The following is a 17,330-nucleotide window of genomic DNA, read 5'->3' as shown; positions in this document are numbered from 1 at the left end:
CCGGCACAGGCCACCGGCGTACGCCGCGTGCACAGAACCTTGGTGAGAGCTCCCCCTCATCCGCCGCCCCACCGCCCCTCCCTGCCTTTAGACTCCTTCCATGACGGTCCGAGGCCCACGCGACGAAATGGGTCCAGCCGTCAGCACGGTGCGGTAATCAGGGAGGAAGCGTCTCGTGAGCAGCAGGCCATCCCGAGGCGCTGCTCGCCTCGCAGCCATACTCGACGCCCTCCCGGACGGGCTCCTGCTCGTCAACTGCAACGGCACGGTCGTCAACGCCAACACCATCGCCCTCGAGATGTTCGAGACCCCGGGCACCGCGCTCGTGGGGCGCGGACTGCTGGATCTGCTGCCGGAGTTCGACTCCAGGCTGATCCCGGGGTCGATGCGCAGGCCGGATGCTGCGGACGAGCAGGGCAGGACCAAGCCCAGGCGCATGATCGCGCGCCGGACCGACGGCACCGAGTACCCCGTCGAGGTCACCAGCGCGAGCCTGGACAGCGGTCAGGCCGCCTACAACGACATCCACTCCAGTTACACCGGCGACGAGCTGCTCATGCTCGTCATCCGGGATCTCACCGGCACCGTCGACACCGAGGCCGAGCTGGCCCGTTCGCAGCGGCAGACGGAGATGATCCTGCGCGCCGCCTCCGAGGGCGTCGTCGGTACGGACATGGACGGCCGGGTCGTCCTGGTCAATCCCGCCGCCGCGCAGATCCTCGGCTTCCGCGCCAGCGACCTGGGCGGCAAGGAGCTGCACACCCTCGTCCTGCACTCGCGGGCGGACGGCGAGCCCTTCCCGTACGACGGATCACCCCTGGCCGACACGCTCAAGTCGGGCCGCAAGCACCGGGTGCGCGGTCAGGTGCTCTGGGCCAAGAGCGGCGCGGCGGTGCCGGTCGACCTGACGACCGCGCCGGTGCGCGACGGCGACCAACTGGTCGGCGCCGTGATGACGTTCACCGACCGCAGGCCGTACGAGGAACTGACCGAGCAGCACACGGCCGAGACCGAGCGGCTCACCGAGCGGCACGCCGCCGAGATCGCCGAGCTCACCGAGCGCCACCAGGCCGAGACCACCGCGCTCACCGAGGCGCACACGGCCGAACTGGCCGACCGCACCGAGCGGTACGCATCCGAGCTGGAGGAGAAGACCGAGCGGCTCACCAGCCTCGGCGAACGGCACACCCAGCTGACCGCGGTCCTCGGTGAGTCCCTGCGCGGCCCGCTGGAGGAGCTGCGCGGCGAACTCTCGGCGCTCGCCGCCGACCCGGCCGGCCAGCTCTGGCCCGAGGCCAACCAGATCCTGCACCACCTCGCCGCGGGCTACGCCCGGATGGCGACGCTCGTCGACAACGTCCTCGGCTACCAGCGGCTGGACAGCGGCGCCGAGGAGCTGACCAAGCAGCCCGTGCTGCTCGACTCGGTGGTGACCGCCGGCATCGACGGCGCGGTCGAGCTGATCGGGCCGGGCCGGGCGCAGTTCGCGGTGCACGCGCCGCCGATCGAGGCCGAGGTCGACGCGGCCCGGCTGGTCACGGCGCTCGCCCACCTCGTGGCCGACGTGGCCGGGGTCGACTCGACGGGCCGGGCGAGGCCGGTGCCGGGTGGCGGCTATGTCGACTCGACCGTCGTCGTGGCGGCGGCGCAGCGGGGTGACGTCGTCCGGATCGAGGTGCGGGGGCCGTTCGCCGGGGGCGACCCGGTGCACGTACCGATCGTCCGGGGCATCGTCCGGGCGCACGGCGGGGTGCTCCAGACGCACGAGATGCCCGGGATGAGCGGCAGTGCGTACGTCCTGGAGGTGCCGATCGGCGCGGGCGCGGGAACGATCGCGCCTCCGCCCGAACCGGCGGCCGCACCGGTGTCCGAGCCCTCTCCCGCCCCGATGCCTGAACCGGCTTCCGGCCCGGTGGCGGCCCCGGTACCTCCCGCCGTGTCCGCTCCGGCGCCGCTTCCGGCGGCCGAGGCGCCCGCCGTGCCGGACGCGTCCGTAGCGGGACCGGCCGTGCCCGGGCAGGCCGTCGCGGAGTCCGAAGCGCAGCCCGCGCCGGGCGGTCGGCGCCGGGCGCGCAGGTCGTCGACGGACGCGTTCCTGGAGAGCCCCGTGGCGGACGGCCCCGCCGACTCCGTGGACGTCCCGGTGGCCGAGCCCACGGGGCGGCGCAGGGCACGTCGTGCCGTGGCGGCCGATGAGGCGCAGGCTGCGGAGGCGGCCCCGCCCCGGCAGGGTGAGGGTTCCGGGCGCAGGCGTGGCCGCCCCAGCCCGGCGGAGTCGGGTACGGAGGCGGCCGCTCCGGGCGAACAGTCCCGGCAGGCACTCGCGTTGCCGGCGCCGGTCGGGGCCCCGTCCGAGGGGTCCGTGGTGACGGCGGCCGAGGGTGCCCAGGGCAACACCGGCCGCCCGCAGCGCGGGCAGACCGTGCCGCCCCAGGGTGTTCCGCCCGAGACCGCGGCCCGTCAGGCATCCCCGGGGGGCGAGAACCAGCACGCCCTTCCGGCCGTGGCCTCACCGGATCCCGCGACGCAGCCCGGACAGCCCGGTCAGCCGGGCCGGCAGACCGGCGGCCGACGGGCCCGCAGGGCCCTCACGCTGTCCCAGGAGCGTTCCGCGCCGCCCGAGTCGGCGGGACCGCGTACGGCGTTCGCGCTGCCGCCCGCCGACGCCGACCGGGTGCCGCCCGCGACGCCCGGCGCCGTGGCCCCCGGGGGCCCCGCTCCCGGGCTGCCCGTCGCCCCGGGCGTCCCCATGCCCGCGCCCGACGTCCCGGGACGCGCGGGCGCCCCGGGGCGCCCCTCCGGCGACCAAGGTGTGCCGACGGCGCCCGGGGTCCCGGCCGAGCGCCACGACGCCGTACGCACGGCGCCCGACGCCGACCACACCCCGCCGCAGGCCCACCCCGTACCGTCCGGCCGCCGCAGGGCGCCTCGTACGGACGTCCCGGAGCAGCCGGCCGCCGTCCGGCCCGGTCATCCCGTGCCCGGACAGCCGCTGCCGGCCGTCCCGCCGCAGCCCGACTGGGTGGAGGCCGGCGCGTCGGGGCAGGGTCCGGCCGTGCTCACGGACCAGGACGACGCGCCCGCTCCGGCCGCCGACGCGCCGTGGGGGGTCCCCGACGGCACCACGCACACCACCGGCACCCTCGCGGCCGGTCCGCACCCGGACGCCGCTTCCGGTCCCGTACCGGACGCGCGGCGCCAGCCGCTGCCTGCCGAGGCGCCGACGTCCGCGTCGTCGGACTCCGCGCAGAGCCGTGCCTTCAGCGTCCGGACCCTGGGGCAGGGGGTGCCGTTCGCGCAGCACCTGGCGCACCAGCAGAACCAGACGCTCGGCGGTGCCGGCCGGCGCCGCAAGCTCGCCGCCCCGCCGGCCGCGGAGCCTCCGGCCCCGGCCGGACAGCCCGCGCCTCCGCAGCCGGTACCGCCCCGGTCCGCACAGCAGACTCCCGCGCCGCCGGCGCCCGCTCCCGTACCGCCGCAGTCCGGGCCCGTGAGCGCGCCTCCGGGCGGGACCACGCAGGGTTCGGGGTCCGGGCAGTTGCTGTCCGCCCCCGCCTCCGAGGGGCGCGCCTACGCGATAGGCGCACCGGACGAGGGAGCCGAGGGCCCGGAGCCGCTGGACGGGCCCGGAGGAGCCGTCGAGGTGGCCAACCGTCCGCAGCCGCAGCCCGTCGACGACGAGCTGCCCCCGGAGCCGCTGGACAACCCGCGCCGGCTCCTCGTCTGGCCCGCGCCGGACGTCACCACACAGCAGGCGCTCAGCGACCGCGGCTACCGTCCGGTGATCGTCCACTCCCGGGAGGAGGTCGACGCCCAGATCGCGGCCTTCCCCGCCGCGCTCTTCGTCGACCCGCTGACCGGTCCGATCACCCGTACCGCCCTGCAGTCGCTGCGCCAGGCGGCCGTGGCAGCCGAGGTGCCGGTGCTGGTGACGGCCGGTCTGGGGCAGGCGACCAGGGAGGCCGCGTACGGCGCCGACCCCGCCGTGCTCCTCAAGGCGCTCGCACCGCGCGACAGCGACCAGCACCCGCCGCGTGTGCTGGTGATCGAGGAGCACGAGGAGATCGCGCTCGCCCTCACGGAGACGCTGGAACGCCGCGGGATGCAGGTGGCCCGGGCCGCCGGCGACAGCGAGGCGGTCGAGCTCGCCGGCCGGATGCGGCCGAACCTGGTCGTGATGGACCTGATGCAGGTACGCCGCCGGCGCGCGGGGATCATCGACTGGCTGCGGGCCAACGGCGCGCTGAACCGTACGCCGCTCGTCGTCTACACCTCGGCCGGCCTCGACGCGTCGGAGCTCGGGCTGCTGGCTTCGGGCGAGACCGTGCTCTTCCTGGCTGAGCGTTCGACGAGCGACGAGGTACAGGCCCGGATCGTCGACCTGCTGGCGAAGATAGGGACGAACTGACGCGCCCGACGGCACGTCACGGGACGAGGGCGGTACGGGAGACCCGTACCGCCCTCGTCGTGCGTCGGACCGTGGCTCAGAGCCGGGTGACGTCGAGCTCGCCGTCCGCGTACTGCCTGCGGATCACCTTCTTGTCGAACTTGCCCACGCTCGTCTTCGGCACCGCCGGGATGATCGTCCAGCGTTCGGGCAACTGCCACTTGGCGACGGACCGGGCGAGGAAGGCCTTGAGCGCCGCGTAGTCGGCGGTGGCGCCTTCCTTGAGGACGACGGTCGCCAGGGGGCGTTCGCCCCACTTGTCGTCGGGGACGGCGACGACCGCGGCTTCGGCCACGTCCGGGTGCGCCATGATCGCGTTCTCCAGTTCGACGCTGGAGATCCACTCGCCACCGGACTTGATGACGTCCTTGGCCCGGTCCGTGAGGGTGAGGAACCCTTCGTCGCTGATCACGCCGACATCGCCGGTCTTCAGCCAACCGTCCTCGCTGAACTTGTCCTCGGGGCGCAGGTCCTCGCCGCCCGCCCCGCCGTAGTAGGCACCGGCGATCCAGGAGCCGCGCACCTCCAGCTCGCCCGCGGACTCGCCGTCCCACGGCAGGTGCTCACCGCCCGGTCCGACCAGCCGCGCCTCCACCCCGGCCGGGAAACGTCCCTGGGTGACGCGGTACGGCCACTCCTCCTCGGCGGTCAGTCCGGCGGGCGGGTTGGCCATGGTGCCGAGCGGGGACGTCTCCGTCATGCCCCAGGCGTGGCAGAGACGGACACCGAGCTTGTCGTACGCCTCCATCAGGGACGGCGGACAGGCCGCGCCGCCGATGGTGACGCGGGCCATGGAGCTGAGGTCGCGTGGGTGGGCGGTGACCTCGGCGAGCAGCCCCTGCCAGATGGTGGGGACGGCGGCGGCGTGCGTCGGCCTCTCGCTCTCGATCATCTCGGCGAGCGGGGCCGGCTGGAGGAAACGATCCGGCATCAGCATGTTCACACCGGTCATGAACGTGGCGTGCGGCAGCCCCCACGCGTTCACATGGAACTGCGGGACGACGACGAGGCTGGTGTCCTTGTCCGTCAGCCCCATCGACTCGGTCATGTTGACCTGCATGGAGTGCAGGTAGATGGAGCGGTGGGAGTAGACGACGCCCTTGGGGTCCCCGGTGGTCCCGGAGGTGTAGCACATGGCGGCGGCCTGGCGTTCGTCCAGATCGGGCCAGTCGTAGGCGGTGGGCCGGCCGGCGAGCAGTTCCTCGTACTCGTGCACCCGCGGGGCGGCGCCGTCGAGCACCGAACGGTCGCCCGGGCCGGTCACGACCACGTGCCGGAGGGACGGCAGGTGGGGGAGGAGCGGAGCCAGCAGCGGCAGCAGTGAACCGTTGACGATGACGACCTGGTCGTCGGCGTGGGCGACGACCCAGACCAGTTGCTCGGGGGCGAGACGCAGGTTGAGGGTGTGCAGCACGGCGCCCATGGAGGGGATCGCGAAGTAGGCCTCGACGTGCTCGGCGTTGTTCCACATCAGCGTCGCGACCCGCTGGTCGCCCGTGACGCCGAGTTCGTCGCGCAGGGCGTGGGCGAGCTGCGCGGCCCGCGCGCCGATCTCGGCGAAGGACCGCCGCTGCGGTTCCGGCTCGCCGGTCCAGGTCGTCACCTGCGACTTCCCGTGGATGGTCATCCCGTGCGACAGGATGCGGGTGACAGTCAGCGGTACGTCCTGCATGGTGCTCAGCACGGCGTCCTCCCGGTGGGCGCTACGCGGCAGTAAGGTTGCGCTGATTCTGCGCACATACCAAGCGGTATGTCACTACTTCCGGGAGTACGAATCGGTGAAGCGGGTGAATTCGGGGCGTCGGCCGCCCTTCCCGCTCAGTGCACCGGAGCCAGCTCAGGGTCCGCCCGGAGCTTCCCGAGCGCCCTGGAGACGGCGCTTTTCACCGTGCCGACGGAGACGCCGAGCACCTCGGCCGTCTGCGCCTCGCTGAGGTCCTCGTAGTACCGCAGGACGACCATGGCCCGCTGCCGGTCCGGGAGCCTGAGGACGGCACGCCACATCGCGTCGCGCAGCGACTGCTGCTCGGCGGGGTCGGGGGCCGGCGGGGCCTCCTTCTCGGGGACCTCCCCGCAGGCGTACTCGTCGACCTTGCGCTTGCGCCACTGCGAGGTGCGGGTGTTGAGCAGGGCACGGCGCACGTACCCGTCGAGCGCGCGGTGGTCCTCGATCCGCTCCCAGGCGACGTACGTCTTGGTCAGAGCGGTCTGCAGCAGATCCTCGGCGTCACTGGGGTTCGCGGTGAGGGAGCGGGCGGTCCGCAGCAGTACAGGCCCCCGCGCCTGTACGTACGACGAGAACGACGCGTAGCGGCGGTGTCCGGCGGGGGCGGCGTACGCCCTGGAGGCGCCGGTGCAGACTGGCGTGGTCATGTCTCCACGCTAGGAGCGGGCGGCCGCGGGGGGATCGGCCCCAGGTCCCGAAGCCGGGTCCGCCTCAGGTTGTAGGGGTAGGGCGGGCCCCACCTCCTGAAGGTGGAGGGCGGCCGGGCCGTCTCAGGGTCCTCACCCTGGCGCGCACCCGGCCCCTCCTCCCGGACGGCTCCCCTGGACGACCCGCCCGCCGCTCCCCTCCCCCGTGCGTCGCGTCACGGCGGCGGGGCGCCCCGGGACCCACGCGTCGGCGCCGTGCCACCGCGACACCTCACCGGGCCCGCCCCACTGCCCGCCGGTCTCACCAGAGCGGCGAGAAGTACACCGCGACGATGTCCGTGGACTGGTCGATCGAGGTGAAGGCCGAGCCGTTCACCTGCGCCGCGTTGCTGTGGTTCGACGCGCCGTCGCCGGTGGCCTGCTGGAGCGAGGTGGAGGAGTTGCCCGAGTTGTTCCCACCGACGCCACCGGACCCGATCGTCGCCACCGCGGCGTTCGAACCGTCGTTCGCGAACGAGCCGTTGTCGGCCACCGCGACCCCGCCGAACAGGGCGGCGGCGAGAGGCAGAGCGGCAACGGCGGCGAGAGCGCGAGCAGTACGGGTGTTGGCCATGTCAATTTCCTCCGGGAAACGAGAAGTTGGCTTCGATACCGCGTGATTCGACTGGTCCGACTGTTGGGCTTTTACGATCACGACGTCGCGAGACCAAAAGTGCCCAACGGCTCCCCGGCGAACCTCACGGGCCACCCGATTCCCCCGCAAGCGTGATGAACACCCGATAAACCTCACGCGGGCATCCAACTGATCGCGTTCCCCCGCGCACTCCGCCTCGGGAACGGCGGAAGAGGGCCGCAGCCCCTTGGCTCGCGACCCTCTCCTCGTCCCGGTGAAGCACGACGAGACGCCCTCTCAGGCCCTGTCGGTCAGCTCCTCGGCGAACACCTGCGACAGGGGCTGCGGCCCCACGTACTGCTGGCAGTTGCACTGGCCGGCCTCGTACCGCAGCGGCTTCTTGTTCTCGTCCCAGGCCGTCGGCGCCTCGACCCGCTCATGGCACCGGCCCTGCTTGTCGTGCTTGGCGAGGTGATGCGTGCACCCGCACACCGGCTCCGGCGGCTGGTGCGCGGCCTCCAGAGCCAACCGCTCCTGCTTCGCCGCCTCCAGCATCTCCATCTTGCGCTCGTGCCGGTTACGGAGAGCGGTGCGGGTGTTGTCGGCCACCCACGCGAAGCCCCCCGTCCAGAAGATGATGAGTAGCACCCAGAACCAACTCATTGGTTTCCCCTTCCCCCTGTGCTGCTGGGTTCAGGGTAGGCGCACGTGCGCCTCCTGACCCAGACGTGACGCGCGATCGACGCGCCCCCGAGGCCACAACACCCGTGACCGGCAGCGGCCGGATCGCCCCGTCGGCACGTGCGCCGACGGGGGCGGGCGGAGGAGCGGACGGGCGGACGGGGCGCGAAAGGGGCGCCTCTACGTGAGAGACGCCCCTGCTGATCAGCGTCTACGCCGACCTGCAAGCGGTGTATGTGGGATCTGCCCCCGGCGACTCGCGCCGGGACGGTTTTCACGAGAGTGCGGGGGGGAAGCGTCCTCGACGTGGTTGGCCTGCTGTTTTTCCGTACCAGGGACTCCCCGCCGCCGATGGCGGTCCACGTCGGATCCGCTGGGCCAGAAAAAGGTGCAACCTATTGCTTTGGCCCCTTGCAGACGAGTATGCCGCCCAGGCACCTGACACGGAAAACGCCCTCTGCCCGAATGGTCTCGTCGACCCGCTCCCGGGCGCGCTCGATCGTCTCCAGGAACGGAACGCCCATCTTGTCCGCCCAGGCTTCGTACGAGGCCAAATGCGCGACGACCGGTTCGGCGTCGGTCACCTCGATCACCCCGGGAAGGGGGATCGTGCGGATCTCGCCGAAGACCCTACCGAGGATCGCCGGCGCATCCTCCAGGGTGAAGCGGGCTGACAACTGCACTCGGGCCGGGCCCTCCTGGATGCCCAGCACATCGCCTGCGGCCTGGCGCCAAAGGTGCTCCAGTTCACGCTTGTCGGCATGACTGTTCGTGGAGACGATCGCCATGCCGCCGGGTGCCAGTACGCGGCCCAACTCCCGCACGGCCTGGGCCTGGTCCTCGACGTGGTACAGCATGTGCAGCGCAAGAACCGCGCCGAGGAGCCCATCCGCGATGGGCAGCTGTTGGACGTCCGCGACGACGGCTCCAGGGATGGCGCAGAGGATGCCGTGAGAGACGTCCATGGGCAGCACGTTCAGGTCGGGGCGGTCCTCTCGTAGCCGGGCGACGAACCTCCCGTTACCGCAACCCACGTCCGCGACCGCGCCTCTTACGACGGCCAGTTCGTCAACGACGATGCCCGGAAGATCGTGGCTCGGGGTCTGCCACTGATAGAGGGACTGGCGGGCGGCCAGGTGCTGACCCGTGCCGTACGCCTTGCTGGAAAGAAGGCTGCGATCGGTCACCGAATGATCATGCCTGGGCTGGGCGGTCATCGGGGCTCCGTAGGATCGGCGGCGAGAGCGGGCCGGACTGTCACCTCGTGAATGTGCGCGCGGAGATCAACTGCCGACTGTGCGCCACGGTACGGCTCGCTTCCGAGGAGCGCGGCCAGATTGCGAAGCCTGATGGTGATACTCGCCGTGTATCCCTCGGCGCCGAACACCTCCGAGAGCTTCGCACCGGCCCCTTCGACGTCACCGCTGGCAAGGTAGGCCGTGGCCAGGTCCAGATGGGCGGCCTGTAGATCGCCGAGGGAGCGGTCGCCTTCCGGCCCGGCCTGGTACAGCTCCACGGCGCGATTGGACGCGCTTACAGCCTGCCGGATCTGCTCGTCGCCCCCGACGGCCAACAGGGTGGTCCCGGCGTAGGCCCACTGCTTGGCCTCGGGAAACGAGAAGACCCCGGGCAACTCGTCGGGCGACTCCGGCCAGACGTGGGGACCTCGCACGGAGGTACGCGTGGGCGAGGACCCGGTGGCCCCGGAGAACCCGGGCCGCTACCCGCCGTGCGTCTGCCCCCGCTGCTCGCAGCAGGCCCGGAACGCCGTCGTGTCCTTCCGGATGGTGTCGTGATGCGTTGCCCGCACTGGCGCCGAGTGCCCCTCGACCTGGCACGGGAAGCACGGGAGGAGACGGCCGCCCCGTACATCGACAGGGCCGTGCAGTGCCAGCTGTCCGCGCACGACGAGGGTGAGCACTTCGGTCTCCTCACCGACACCGGCGCGTACGCCACCGCGCTGTGGCTCCGATGGCACGGGGCGGACGAGACGGAACTCGTCGTACTGCCGGACTGCCCGGTGACCGCCCCGGGCCCTGACGGCGAGGGCTGCTGCCTGTTCACCGACCACGCCAAGCAGCACACCTGGGAAGACGCCCCGGAGGAGGTCTCGTGCACCAACTGATCGCAAGCCCGCACGAGACCTGGCGTCTCGCTTCAGCACGTTCTCTGACCTGCTGCGGTGGGTGTGGGTTATGAAACACACGGTGACTCGCGCCACGACGGTTTTCAAGACCCTTCGACGGTGGAGCGGGTGTTGGGCTAGTCCGCTGGTCAGCCGGGTACGGGTACGGGTACACCAGGACGCCGTCGCCACTGTCGTCGTGCCCGCTGCGTGCCCCTCACTCGTGATCATGCCCACCGCCTTGTCAGCGACCCGGCCGTGACCTTCCGCGAAGGTACGTTGTCAATCATGGCCACCCAGATCTTCACCTTGGTCGGCGTTCTCATCGGCGCCTTGACGTCCTACTTCGCCACCGCCGTCGCCGAACGGGCCAAATTCCGGAGGGAGATGGCCACACGATGGGACGAGCGAAAGCTAGACACGTATATCGAGTACGTGACCTGCATCAAGGAGATTCAGAGGGCCGCCATGGATGCCGGACGGGCCCGTGAGCAGGGAGCGGACGCGTCTGGAGCGTTGGCGGCGATGGAGGAGAGCGAGAACAGGAGATCGATCCTCTTCGAGACCTTCATCCTGCTGAGCGACGCAAAGGCTGCCACCGCTGCCCACGCCGTCAACCAGCGGACGTGGGAGCTGCTGAGAATGGCCCGGGTTCCTTCGAGCGGAATGACCGAACTCCGCCCGATTCCACTGGTGGAGGCCCTGAACGGGCTCCATGAGGCAGCACGAGCAGATCTGACGATATCGAGCAGCATCCGGATCCGGTGAAGTCTGGTAGGGGGCCGCGACGCACATCGGCCACTGCCCGCGTCTACGGTCGGGGGCCGATCGAGCGGGCCTGAAATGGTCATCAGCGCGAAGCGCCGTGCACAGAGCCTCCATCGTCAGCTTCCGCCACCTCGTCGTCACGACCAGCCACGGGCCGGGCGTAGCGGACGGCAGGCCGGTGCGGTTGTCGACGAGTTGGGAGCCGTACGACCTCACCGCCGGCACACTCGTCGTCCTCCCCTGAGGGAGAGCCGCATGCCGGGGCGGGAGTCGTGAACCGCACGACCGCGAGCGGAGTCACCGTCAGCCATGCGGTGGAGCAGCCCGAACCCCGGCACGCGAGCGCCGAGGACGTACTACAGCGACCAAGGCCGCCCCGTAGAGACTGCGGACATCGTGGGCCCGCAGCACACTGCGAGATCGTCTACGAGATCCCGATCCCTCGCTGAGCGGCCGTACCCCCTTGCCGGAAACGTCGGAGCGGGCATGATGCGTGCGTGGGAATCGATGTGGAACTGCACTCTGCTCGCCCGGCGCGCAACTGGAAGAAGGCACGCAGGACGTTCTTGCGAGGTTGCTACGGGTACGCCGAGGCGTTGGCCGACGCGCTTGGGTCGCTTCACTATCTCGGCGTCCCTGGTCGCCTTCCAGCCGTCGATCTCTACGGAGACACGGTGATGAACGAGCAAGAAGCCGCAGCAGCGCTCGTCGAAGTGCCCCTCCTGAGAGAACAGTGCGCGGACGAGCGCCAGCGCGCGGCACTGGACGATCTCGCGGCGGTCCTCGAACAGTGCGCGGCCACCCCGGGCAGCTATGTGTGGTTCGCAGGTGACTGAGGCGCAGGTGCTGACATCTGTCTCGGTGCCCCCACGTGCCCCCTTCCGCGCCCGACAGAGCGGGAAACCAGGGGGAACGGCGGTGCCGGTGGGGAACGGGCATGGCAGAGGCCCCCGACCATACGTACTGGTCAGGGGCCTCTCGCCTGCGGTGGGTGTGGGATGCAAACCCACGGTGACTCGCGCCACGACGGTACTCAAGACCTTTTGCCGGTCGGGCGACTTCTGGGCTCCGTCGCAGGTCAGACAAGTAAGGGCCCCGAGACGGAACCGTTGTCGACGCCATCGTGTCCGCTGCGTGCCCCTCGCTCGCGATCGTGCCCCGCCACCACGTGGACGCCGTCGCCGCCGAGCTCAACGACCGCCCCAGGAAAAGCGCTCAGCTGGGAAGCCCCTCCGAGCCCCGGGGTCAACTCCCGCGAGCATCTGACCAAGCGGGCCGATCCGGGCGCCGGACACATGGACCAGCCCTAAGGTGGTGGCATGGCAGCGTCAGAGTGGGAACGACTCACACGCGCTCGGGCAGGTCAACGCATGAAGATGGTCGGGCGGCACATCATCCGACGTCCTCTGTTGATCGCTGGCCTCATCGGCGTGCTCGTCCTGTTCAATTTGGTGAAGGACGACTTTCCCCTGGCCTCCGGGCTGGCAGCCCCAGCCGGAACTTTTCTGATCATGGCCAGCATGGGCCGCTACCGCAGACCGCCTGAAGACCCGGCACCCGAAGACGCTTCGCTTCATGATCAGAGGTCGTCGGACTGAGCCGGTGGGGAGTGGCAGTCAGTCCGACGCAGCGGACGCCGAGCTGTCGTTTTCAGCGTCCGACCCGCTGAGCCAGGAGTCCGACGCCGCCGCCACCTGGTCGTCACGGCCAGCAACCGGTCGGGCGTAGTGCCGAGTGGTCACGCTCGCGTTCAAGTGCCCGAGCCTGTGGGCTGCGGTCATGACGCCGTACCGGTCGGCGACCCACGTGCCGTGCGAGGCGCGGAGATCGTGCGGCGTGACGTCGGTTAGCCCAGCCGCCGCAACCGCAGGGTCGAAGTAGGCCTTGCGCCACTGGTTGTAGCGCAGAGGCTTGCCTCCAGGCGTGACGAACAGGAGAGCGTCCTCCCCACCGGCCAGCGTCTCCAGGTGCCGGCCGATCCGCGCCGCGAGTGACGGCCCGACCCGCAGACCCGCGTAGGCGAGCAAGGAGATCAGCAGGTCACGCGGTTTCGTCGCACTGCGCACGATCCGTGAGGCTTCCAGCGGGGTGGAGGATGTGCGGCTCGGTCTGCGGCTGCGATCAATGAGTCGGCGGAGAGCGCGTCCGGTACTTCTGCCTCGACCGTCGTGAACCGGGTGTGCTCCTCCACGCGCGGGCGGAGGCCGGCGGCAGACAAGCGGGCGGCGATAGCCGCCGCGGTCACTTCCGAAGCGGACACAGCGCGTGGAGACAGCGGACATCGTGGTGCCCGCAGCGCACTGCGAGATCGTCTACGAGATCCCGATCAGCCGCTGACGAGCTGCCCCCGGCAGCTCCGAAGCCGTGCCCCAGCTGTGCCCCCCGCGTGCCCCTTCCGTGCCCGATAGAGCGGGAAACCAGGGGAAACAGCGGTGCCCGGCGGGGAGCGGGCATGGCAGAGGCCCCCGACCATACGTACTGGTCAGGGGCCTCTCGTCTGCGGTGGGTGTGGGATTTAAACCCACGGTGACTCGCGCCACGACGGTTTTCAAGAGAGTGCTGCGGGAAGCCTGATGTACGAGGCTGACCTGGTCGTTCTGTACGATCAGGGCCCCGCGCCACCGCTGGTGGTCCACACCTGGTCCATTAGGTTGGCTCCCCCTGCTTGCTACTCGGGCCCGACACCTGAAGTCTTGATCCGTAGGATCGGGCACAGCCTTGCGGGGTTCCGAGGGCCTCCCTAACTGTTCGTTCATGATCGCGATCACGGGCCGCCATGTGCCGTCGTTGCCGTCCCTAAGATCTCGTAACACGATCATGCTGACTGGTCCTGGTGGGGCGTGACCGATGTGATGATCCGGCCGTTCGTGAGGGTGTGGGTACTCGGCCGTGGATCGTGGACGATGAGTTGTGGGCGTTGATCGAGCCGTTGCTGCCGCCGTGCCCGGAGCGGTCGCCGGGACCGCGGGCGGTATCGGACCGGTTCTGTCTCTAAATCATCCTGTTCGTTCTCCACAACGGCATAGCGTGGCAACTCCTGCCCCTGAAAATGGGGTCTGCTCCAAGCGTGCTGGCGTCGCCTGGACCGGTGGCAGAAGGCCCACCTACACCAAGTCCTGCTCACGGAGCTCAACCCGACGAACTTGACTGGTCACGGGCGTGCGTGGAGGCTCCCACATCCGCGCGAAAGAGGGGGCCCTACACAGGTCCGTCGCCGGTCGACTGGGGGAAGACGGGCAGCAAGCATCACCTGATCTGCGACGGACGCGGCACCCCGCTCAAGGTCACCACCGCGGCCAACGTCAACGACGTCCTGAGTCGAACGGCGCTCAATTGCTCCCTAGCCGGGGACGTGGATACAGGCGAACAGCATCTGGGGCAAATCCTTCCAGGCCGACGATGCTATCTGCATAATTCAAAGATACTTTCAGGCCTTCGATCTGCTTAAGGGGGGTGATGTCGGTGATGTCCGGTAGCGCTGCGCGACAGTTGATGAAAATGCTCTTCAGGTTAGGGAATACGTCAGGGACCAAGTGCAGTTGTGTATCTGAGTCGTTGGGCGTCAACTGTAGGTGTGTCACGTTGGGCAGGGGTGCGGCCTGCCCGAGATCATAATCAGAGATATAGAATTCCGTCAGGTGGGGTAGCGAAGAGATTTCTCGCCACTCTGCAGGGGTCGGCCCTGTGTTGATCACCAAGGTTTCCAGAAGCTGCCACTTGGAAATACCCCGTAGGGGCGTTCCGATCCAGCCGCCCAGCCGCAATGCCGTCAATGCCAGCGGCGCGGGAATATCACCCAGGCTGCCGCACGGGAGGCGGGTATAGAGGGCAAGGTCCGTGAGTTCCGGCAGTGAATCCAGAGCGTTGAACGAGACGTCTATTGGAAACTGCAGGAGGCTCAAGTGTGACAGCGAAACTCCCGCAAGGTCGTCAATGTGTGCGAGCTGGTTGCACTCGGATAGGGCGAGTTCTTTCAAAGCGGGAAGTTGGTGGACAAATTTCAATTCCGTCAATGCTTGACCGGAATAGATATTTACTCTACGGGTGCGCCCTGGCGAGAGGTGCTCGATTATTTCTTCAGCGGTGAAGGACTCTCGAAAGGTGACGTCAGCGATAGGTTCCAGCAACCGCAGGGCATTGCGCTGATCTTCAGTGTTTACCACCAGACTTGGGAAGCCCCTGAAGGGGAGCAGGATGTCCAGTGCGTAGGATACAGAATCGAAGTTCTTCCAGCCGTCGACGAGTTCGTAGGGTGCTGACTCAGAATTCATGGACTGGGCGAAGCGATTAAGGAAGGCGTAAGCCTGATCGCCGCCGATGGTGGCAGCAGTCTGGATGACGGGGCCTACTTCGTCGTGTTCCAGTCCATGGGGCCCCGGCAGCAGATCCAGGATGCCTGGCCCGAGCGCGGCAAGTGTGGTCGCCTCTTCCGAGGAGCGGGGAGGCATCAAGACACGCGCACGTTGTTCGACCAGTCTGCGGACTTCGGGTTCGATTTCGGTGGCGTACTGCAGGCTGACGGCTGCTAGGAGGTGGAGTCTGCCTCTGTGTTCGCCCTCACTATCCCCGCGTTCGACGAGGCGGCGGAGGAGGTCGGCGCTCTCGGCTGGGCGGGCGTGGGCGACGGCCATGCGTATGACGTCCTCCCACTGGTCGTCGTGGGCATTGTTGACGAGCAGGGGGAAGTCGTGGGCTTCGATGGCGGCTTTGGCTCCGAGATAATCCTGGAAAGTGCGGTGAACGAAGTCGATGGTGTCCGCGGTTGGCTGGCGGAGGAGTCCGCTGCGGCCGACCAGGTGCGTCAGGACCTGGTCGGCAGTGCCCTGCTCGGCCACGGCCTGCATAGCCGGCAGTGCATCGTCGACCAGAGCCTTCGCAGTAGCTCGTTCCATCTCGGTCTGGCGGTTGCGGATGAGCCAGTAGGCCAGACGCTGCAGTAGCTGCACGCTCTGGTGTTCGGTGAGCTGAATACCCTCCGGGACGTCGATGCTGCGCTCAAGGTCGCGGCGCACGAGCAGCATCGATAGCGCTGCCTCGTACAACTCCATTCGGCCGTGCGGCAGATGACCGCGGCGGTCCCGGTGCAGCGCGCAGATCAACGCACACATCAGAGGGGTGCTGGAGAGCTGCGCCAGGTCACGCTGAGCACGCACTGTGACCTGGAGCGTTGTTTCGAGATCATGCAGTTGTGAGTGTTCGGCGTCGGTTGCCGCATTGTGTCGGGCTGCAGTGTGCCACCGGTGAACGAAAACTCCGATGTCGGCGGCGCTCATGGGCCTTACAGACAGTTCGGTGAAGCGCGATGAGCCCAGCCAGCCTTCGGGAACAGCTGACGGGCGCGTAGTGACCACGAAGCGGGCGTCCCTATAAGCCGCCAAGAGCCGCTCGAGCCAGTCCCGCGTGGCGCCCCGGTGCTCTTGAGGAACTTCATCAATGCCGTCGACCAGGACGAGTGCCTCCCCTCTAGCGAGTACAGCATCGGCCCAGCCCTCAGGTTGCGAGACGGCCAAGGGGGTACCGACTGCAGACAAGAAATCGTGTGGCTCCGGAAGCGGCCCCCGCCGCGCCAGCGTCCGCAGCGGCAGGACGAACGGAATCTGCCCCCGCCAGTCCGCCAGTTCCTCCGGCAGTCCATCGCGCGCCGTAGCGATAGCCAGCCACTGCAGCAGCGTTGTCTTTCCGCTGCCAGCGAGCCCTCGCAGAAGAACACGCCGACAGTCGGCCAACGCGTGCTCGGCACGCTTCACCACGACGGATGGCCGGTCCGCTTCTTCACTGCCTGCGGGCCAGTCCTCCAGCCTCTCCGCCAGTTCCAAGCTCAAGTACGCCGCGTCCATCGGCCAGCACGCACGTTCCGGCCGGCTCAGGTCCAGCCCTACCACGGTCAGCTGGGAGTGCCGTTCCGCCACGTAGCTGAGGTACCGCTCCTCGAAGGAAGGCTTCGTTTTCGGTCGTACTGGCCTGCGGCGGGCGGCTCCTATCGGAGAGCTCTTGCGTGCTCGCAGTACGGGTGCGGCGGCTTCGCGCAGGGCCAGTAGCGGGTTTACATCCGCACCCAGTGCCTGCGCCAAGGCCACCAGCGTGGCCTCGGAGGGCACCGCTTGACCGTTCATCGCCTGACTGAGCGTTGTCCGCCCCAGTCTGGTCCGCTGCTGCAACCCGCCCATCTGCAGACCTCGCTGCGCCCGGAGGGTGCGCAGCCGCAGCGCGAGCTCCGCCAGCGGATCCTCGTGCACGTCCCCCATGTCCTGCTTCTCCGTCCCCCAGGCGACCGTCTTCGTTCATCTTTGTTCGCCCTGAACCCCGGTGAACACCGGAACCGC

At 69.3% G+C, this 17,330-nt stretch carries 12 protein-coding genes and 3 pseudogenes; 7 read left to right on the top strand and 8 right to left on the bottom strand.

Going from position 1 to position 17,330, the window contains the following annotated elements; genetic code table 11:
* Positions 1-175 precede the first annotated feature (175 nt).
* A complete protein-coding gene (locus tag SACTE_RS16935) occupies positions 176-4,408 on the top strand; it encodes a PAS domain-containing protein (protein ID WP_014047252.1) in 4,233 nt (1,410 codons plus the stop codon).
* 76 nt (positions 4,409-4,484) lie between these two features.
* Here SACTE_RS16935 and SACTE_RS16930 read toward each other — a convergent pair whose 3' ends face one another.
* The 6 genes from SACTE_RS16930 to SACTE_RS16905 form a co-directional block, all read right to left on the bottom strand.
* The gene (locus SACTE_RS16930) at positions 4,485-6,131 is read right to left on the bottom strand and encodes a long-chain fatty acid--CoA ligase (protein WP_014047251.1); all 1,647 of its coding nucleotides are present in this window, start codon (positions 6,129-6,131) and stop codon (positions 4,485-4,487) included.
* Positions 6,132-6,265: 134 nt separating this feature from the next.
* Positions 6,266-6,820, bottom strand: coding sequence for a SigE family RNA polymerase sigma factor (locus SACTE_RS16925; RefSeq protein WP_014047250.1), 555 nt, complete (start codon positions 6,818-6,820; stop codon positions 6,266-6,268).
* Positions 6,821-7,121: 301 nt separating this feature from the next.
* Positions 7,122-7,433 carry a hypothetical protein gene (locus tag SACTE_RS16920; RefSeq protein ID WP_014047249.1) on the bottom strand — a complete coding sequence of 104 codons (312 nt, stop codon included), beginning with the start codon at positions 7,431-7,433 and terminating at the stop codon, positions 7,122-7,124.
* Positions 7,434-7,730: 297 nt separating this feature from the next.
* A complete protein-coding gene (locus SACTE_RS16915) occupies positions 7,731-8,096 on the bottom strand; it encodes a hypothetical protein (RefSeq protein ID WP_014047248.1) in 366 nt (121 codons plus the stop codon).
* A 413-nt stretch (positions 8,097-8,509) separates the two neighbouring features.
* Entirely contained in the window at positions 8,510-9,331 is an 822-nt protein-coding gene (locus SACTE_RS16910; RefSeq protein WP_014047247.1) for a class I SAM-dependent methyltransferase, read from the bottom strand.
* Positions 9,328-9,786: a hypothetical protein gene (locus SACTE_RS16905; protein ID WP_176724291.1), complete on the bottom strand. Its 459-nt coding sequence runs from the start codon at positions 9,784-9,786 to the stop codon at positions 9,328-9,330. Before SACTE_RS16905 ends, SACTE_RS16910 begins: the two co-directional genes overlap by 4 nt.
* Before the next feature lie 123 nt (positions 9,787-9,909).
* Between SACTE_RS16905 and SACTE_RS16895 the strand changes: the two genes are divergently transcribed.
* The 5 genes and pseudogenes from SACTE_RS16895 to SACTE_RS16875 all read left to right on the top strand — a co-directional run bounded on the left by SACTE_RS16895 (position 9,910) and on the right by SACTE_RS16875 (position 12,605).
* On the top strand, positions 9,910-10,239 hold the full coding sequence (locus tag SACTE_RS16895) for a hypothetical protein (RefSeq protein ID WP_014047246.1): 330 nt from the start codon (positions 9,910-9,912) through the stop codon (positions 10,237-10,239).
* Positions 10,240-10,527: 288 nt separating this feature from the next.
* Positions 10,528-11,007, top strand: a complete 480-nt coding sequence (locus tag SACTE_RS16890) for a hypothetical protein (protein WP_014047245.1) — start codon at positions 10,528-10,530, stop codon at positions 11,005-11,007.
* Positions 11,008-11,167: 160 nt separating this feature from the next.
* Positions 11,168-11,456 (top strand): annotated as a pseudogene (locus SACTE_RS33295) (GntR family transcriptional regulator); the annotation flags it as partial.
* Positions 11,457-11,504: 48 nt separating this feature from the next.
* Positions 11,505-11,843 carry a hypothetical protein gene (locus tag SACTE_RS16880; RefSeq protein WP_026358958.1) on the top strand — a complete coding sequence of 113 codons (339 nt, stop codon included), beginning with the start codon at positions 11,505-11,507 and terminating at the stop codon, positions 11,841-11,843.
* A gap of 534 nt (positions 11,844-12,377) precedes the next feature.
* Positions 12,378-12,605 carry a hypothetical protein gene (locus SACTE_RS16875; RefSeq protein ID WP_019992467.1) on the top strand — a complete coding sequence of 76 codons (228 nt, stop codon included), beginning with the start codon at positions 12,378-12,380 and terminating at the stop codon, positions 12,603-12,605.
* An 18-nt stretch (positions 12,606-12,623) separates the two neighbouring features.
* Here SACTE_RS16875 and SACTE_RS16870 read toward each other — a convergent pair.
* Positions 12,624-13,122: pseudogene (locus tag SACTE_RS16870) on the bottom strand (tyrosine-type recombinase/integrase); the annotation flags it as partial.
* Between the two features lie 144 nt (positions 13,123-13,266).
* On the opposite strand from SACTE_RS16870, the pseudogene SACTE_RS34025 reads away from it, so the two are divergent.
* A pseudogene (locus SACTE_RS34025) lies at positions 13,267-13,344 on the top strand (GntR family transcriptional regulator); the annotation flags it as partial.
* Positions 13,345-14,336: 992 nt separating this feature from the next.
* Here the strand turns inward: SACTE_RS34025 and SACTE_RS16865 are convergent.
* On the bottom strand, positions 14,337-17,252 hold the full coding sequence (locus SACTE_RS16865) for an NACHT domain-containing protein (protein ID WP_014047243.1): 2,916 nt from the start codon (positions 17,250-17,252) through the stop codon (positions 14,337-14,339).
* Positions 17,253-17,330: the final 78 nt, after the last annotated feature.

It is taken from the genome of Streptomyces sp. SirexAA-E (genome assembly GCF_000177195.2).
Lineage (GTDB): Bacteria > Actinomycetota > Actinomycetes > Streptomycetales > Streptomycetaceae > Streptomyces > Streptomyces flavovirens.
The sequence above is the reverse complement of the archived record's forward strand: the minus strand, read 5'-3'. Positions and strand labels throughout refer to the sequence as shown.

Coding starts and splice junctions, on each gene's coding strand:
- SACTE_RS16925 (WP_014047250.1), bottom strand. CDS start 6,820: ATGACCACGCCAGTCTGCACCGGCGCCTCCAGGGCGTACGCCGCCCCC.
- SACTE_RS16920 (WP_014047249.1), bottom strand. CDS start 7,433: ATGGCCAACACCCGTACTGCTCGCGCTCTCGCCGCCGTTGCCGCTCTG.
- SACTE_RS16915 (WP_014047248.1), bottom strand. CDS start 8,096: ATGAGTTGGTTCTGGGTGCTACTCATCATCTTCTGGACGGGGGGCTTC.
- SACTE_RS16910 (WP_014047247.1), bottom strand. CDS start 9,331: ATGACCGCCCAGCCCAGGCATGATCATTCGGTGACCGATCGCAGCCTT.
- SACTE_RS16895 (WP_014047246.1), top strand. CDS start 9,910: ATGCGTTGCCCGCACTGGCGCCGAGTGCCCCTCGACCTGGCACGGGAA.
- SACTE_RS16890 (WP_014047245.1), top strand. CDS start 10,528: ATGGCCACCCAGATCTTCACCTTGGTCGGCGTTCTCATCGGCGCCTTG.
- SACTE_RS16875 (WP_019992467.1), top strand. CDS start 12,378: ATGAAGATGGTCGGGCGGCACATCATCCGACGTCCTCTGTTGATCGCT.
- SACTE_RS16865 (WP_014047243.1), bottom strand. CDS start 17,252: ATGGGGGACGTGCACGAGGATCCGCTGGCGGAGCTCGCGCTGCGGCTG.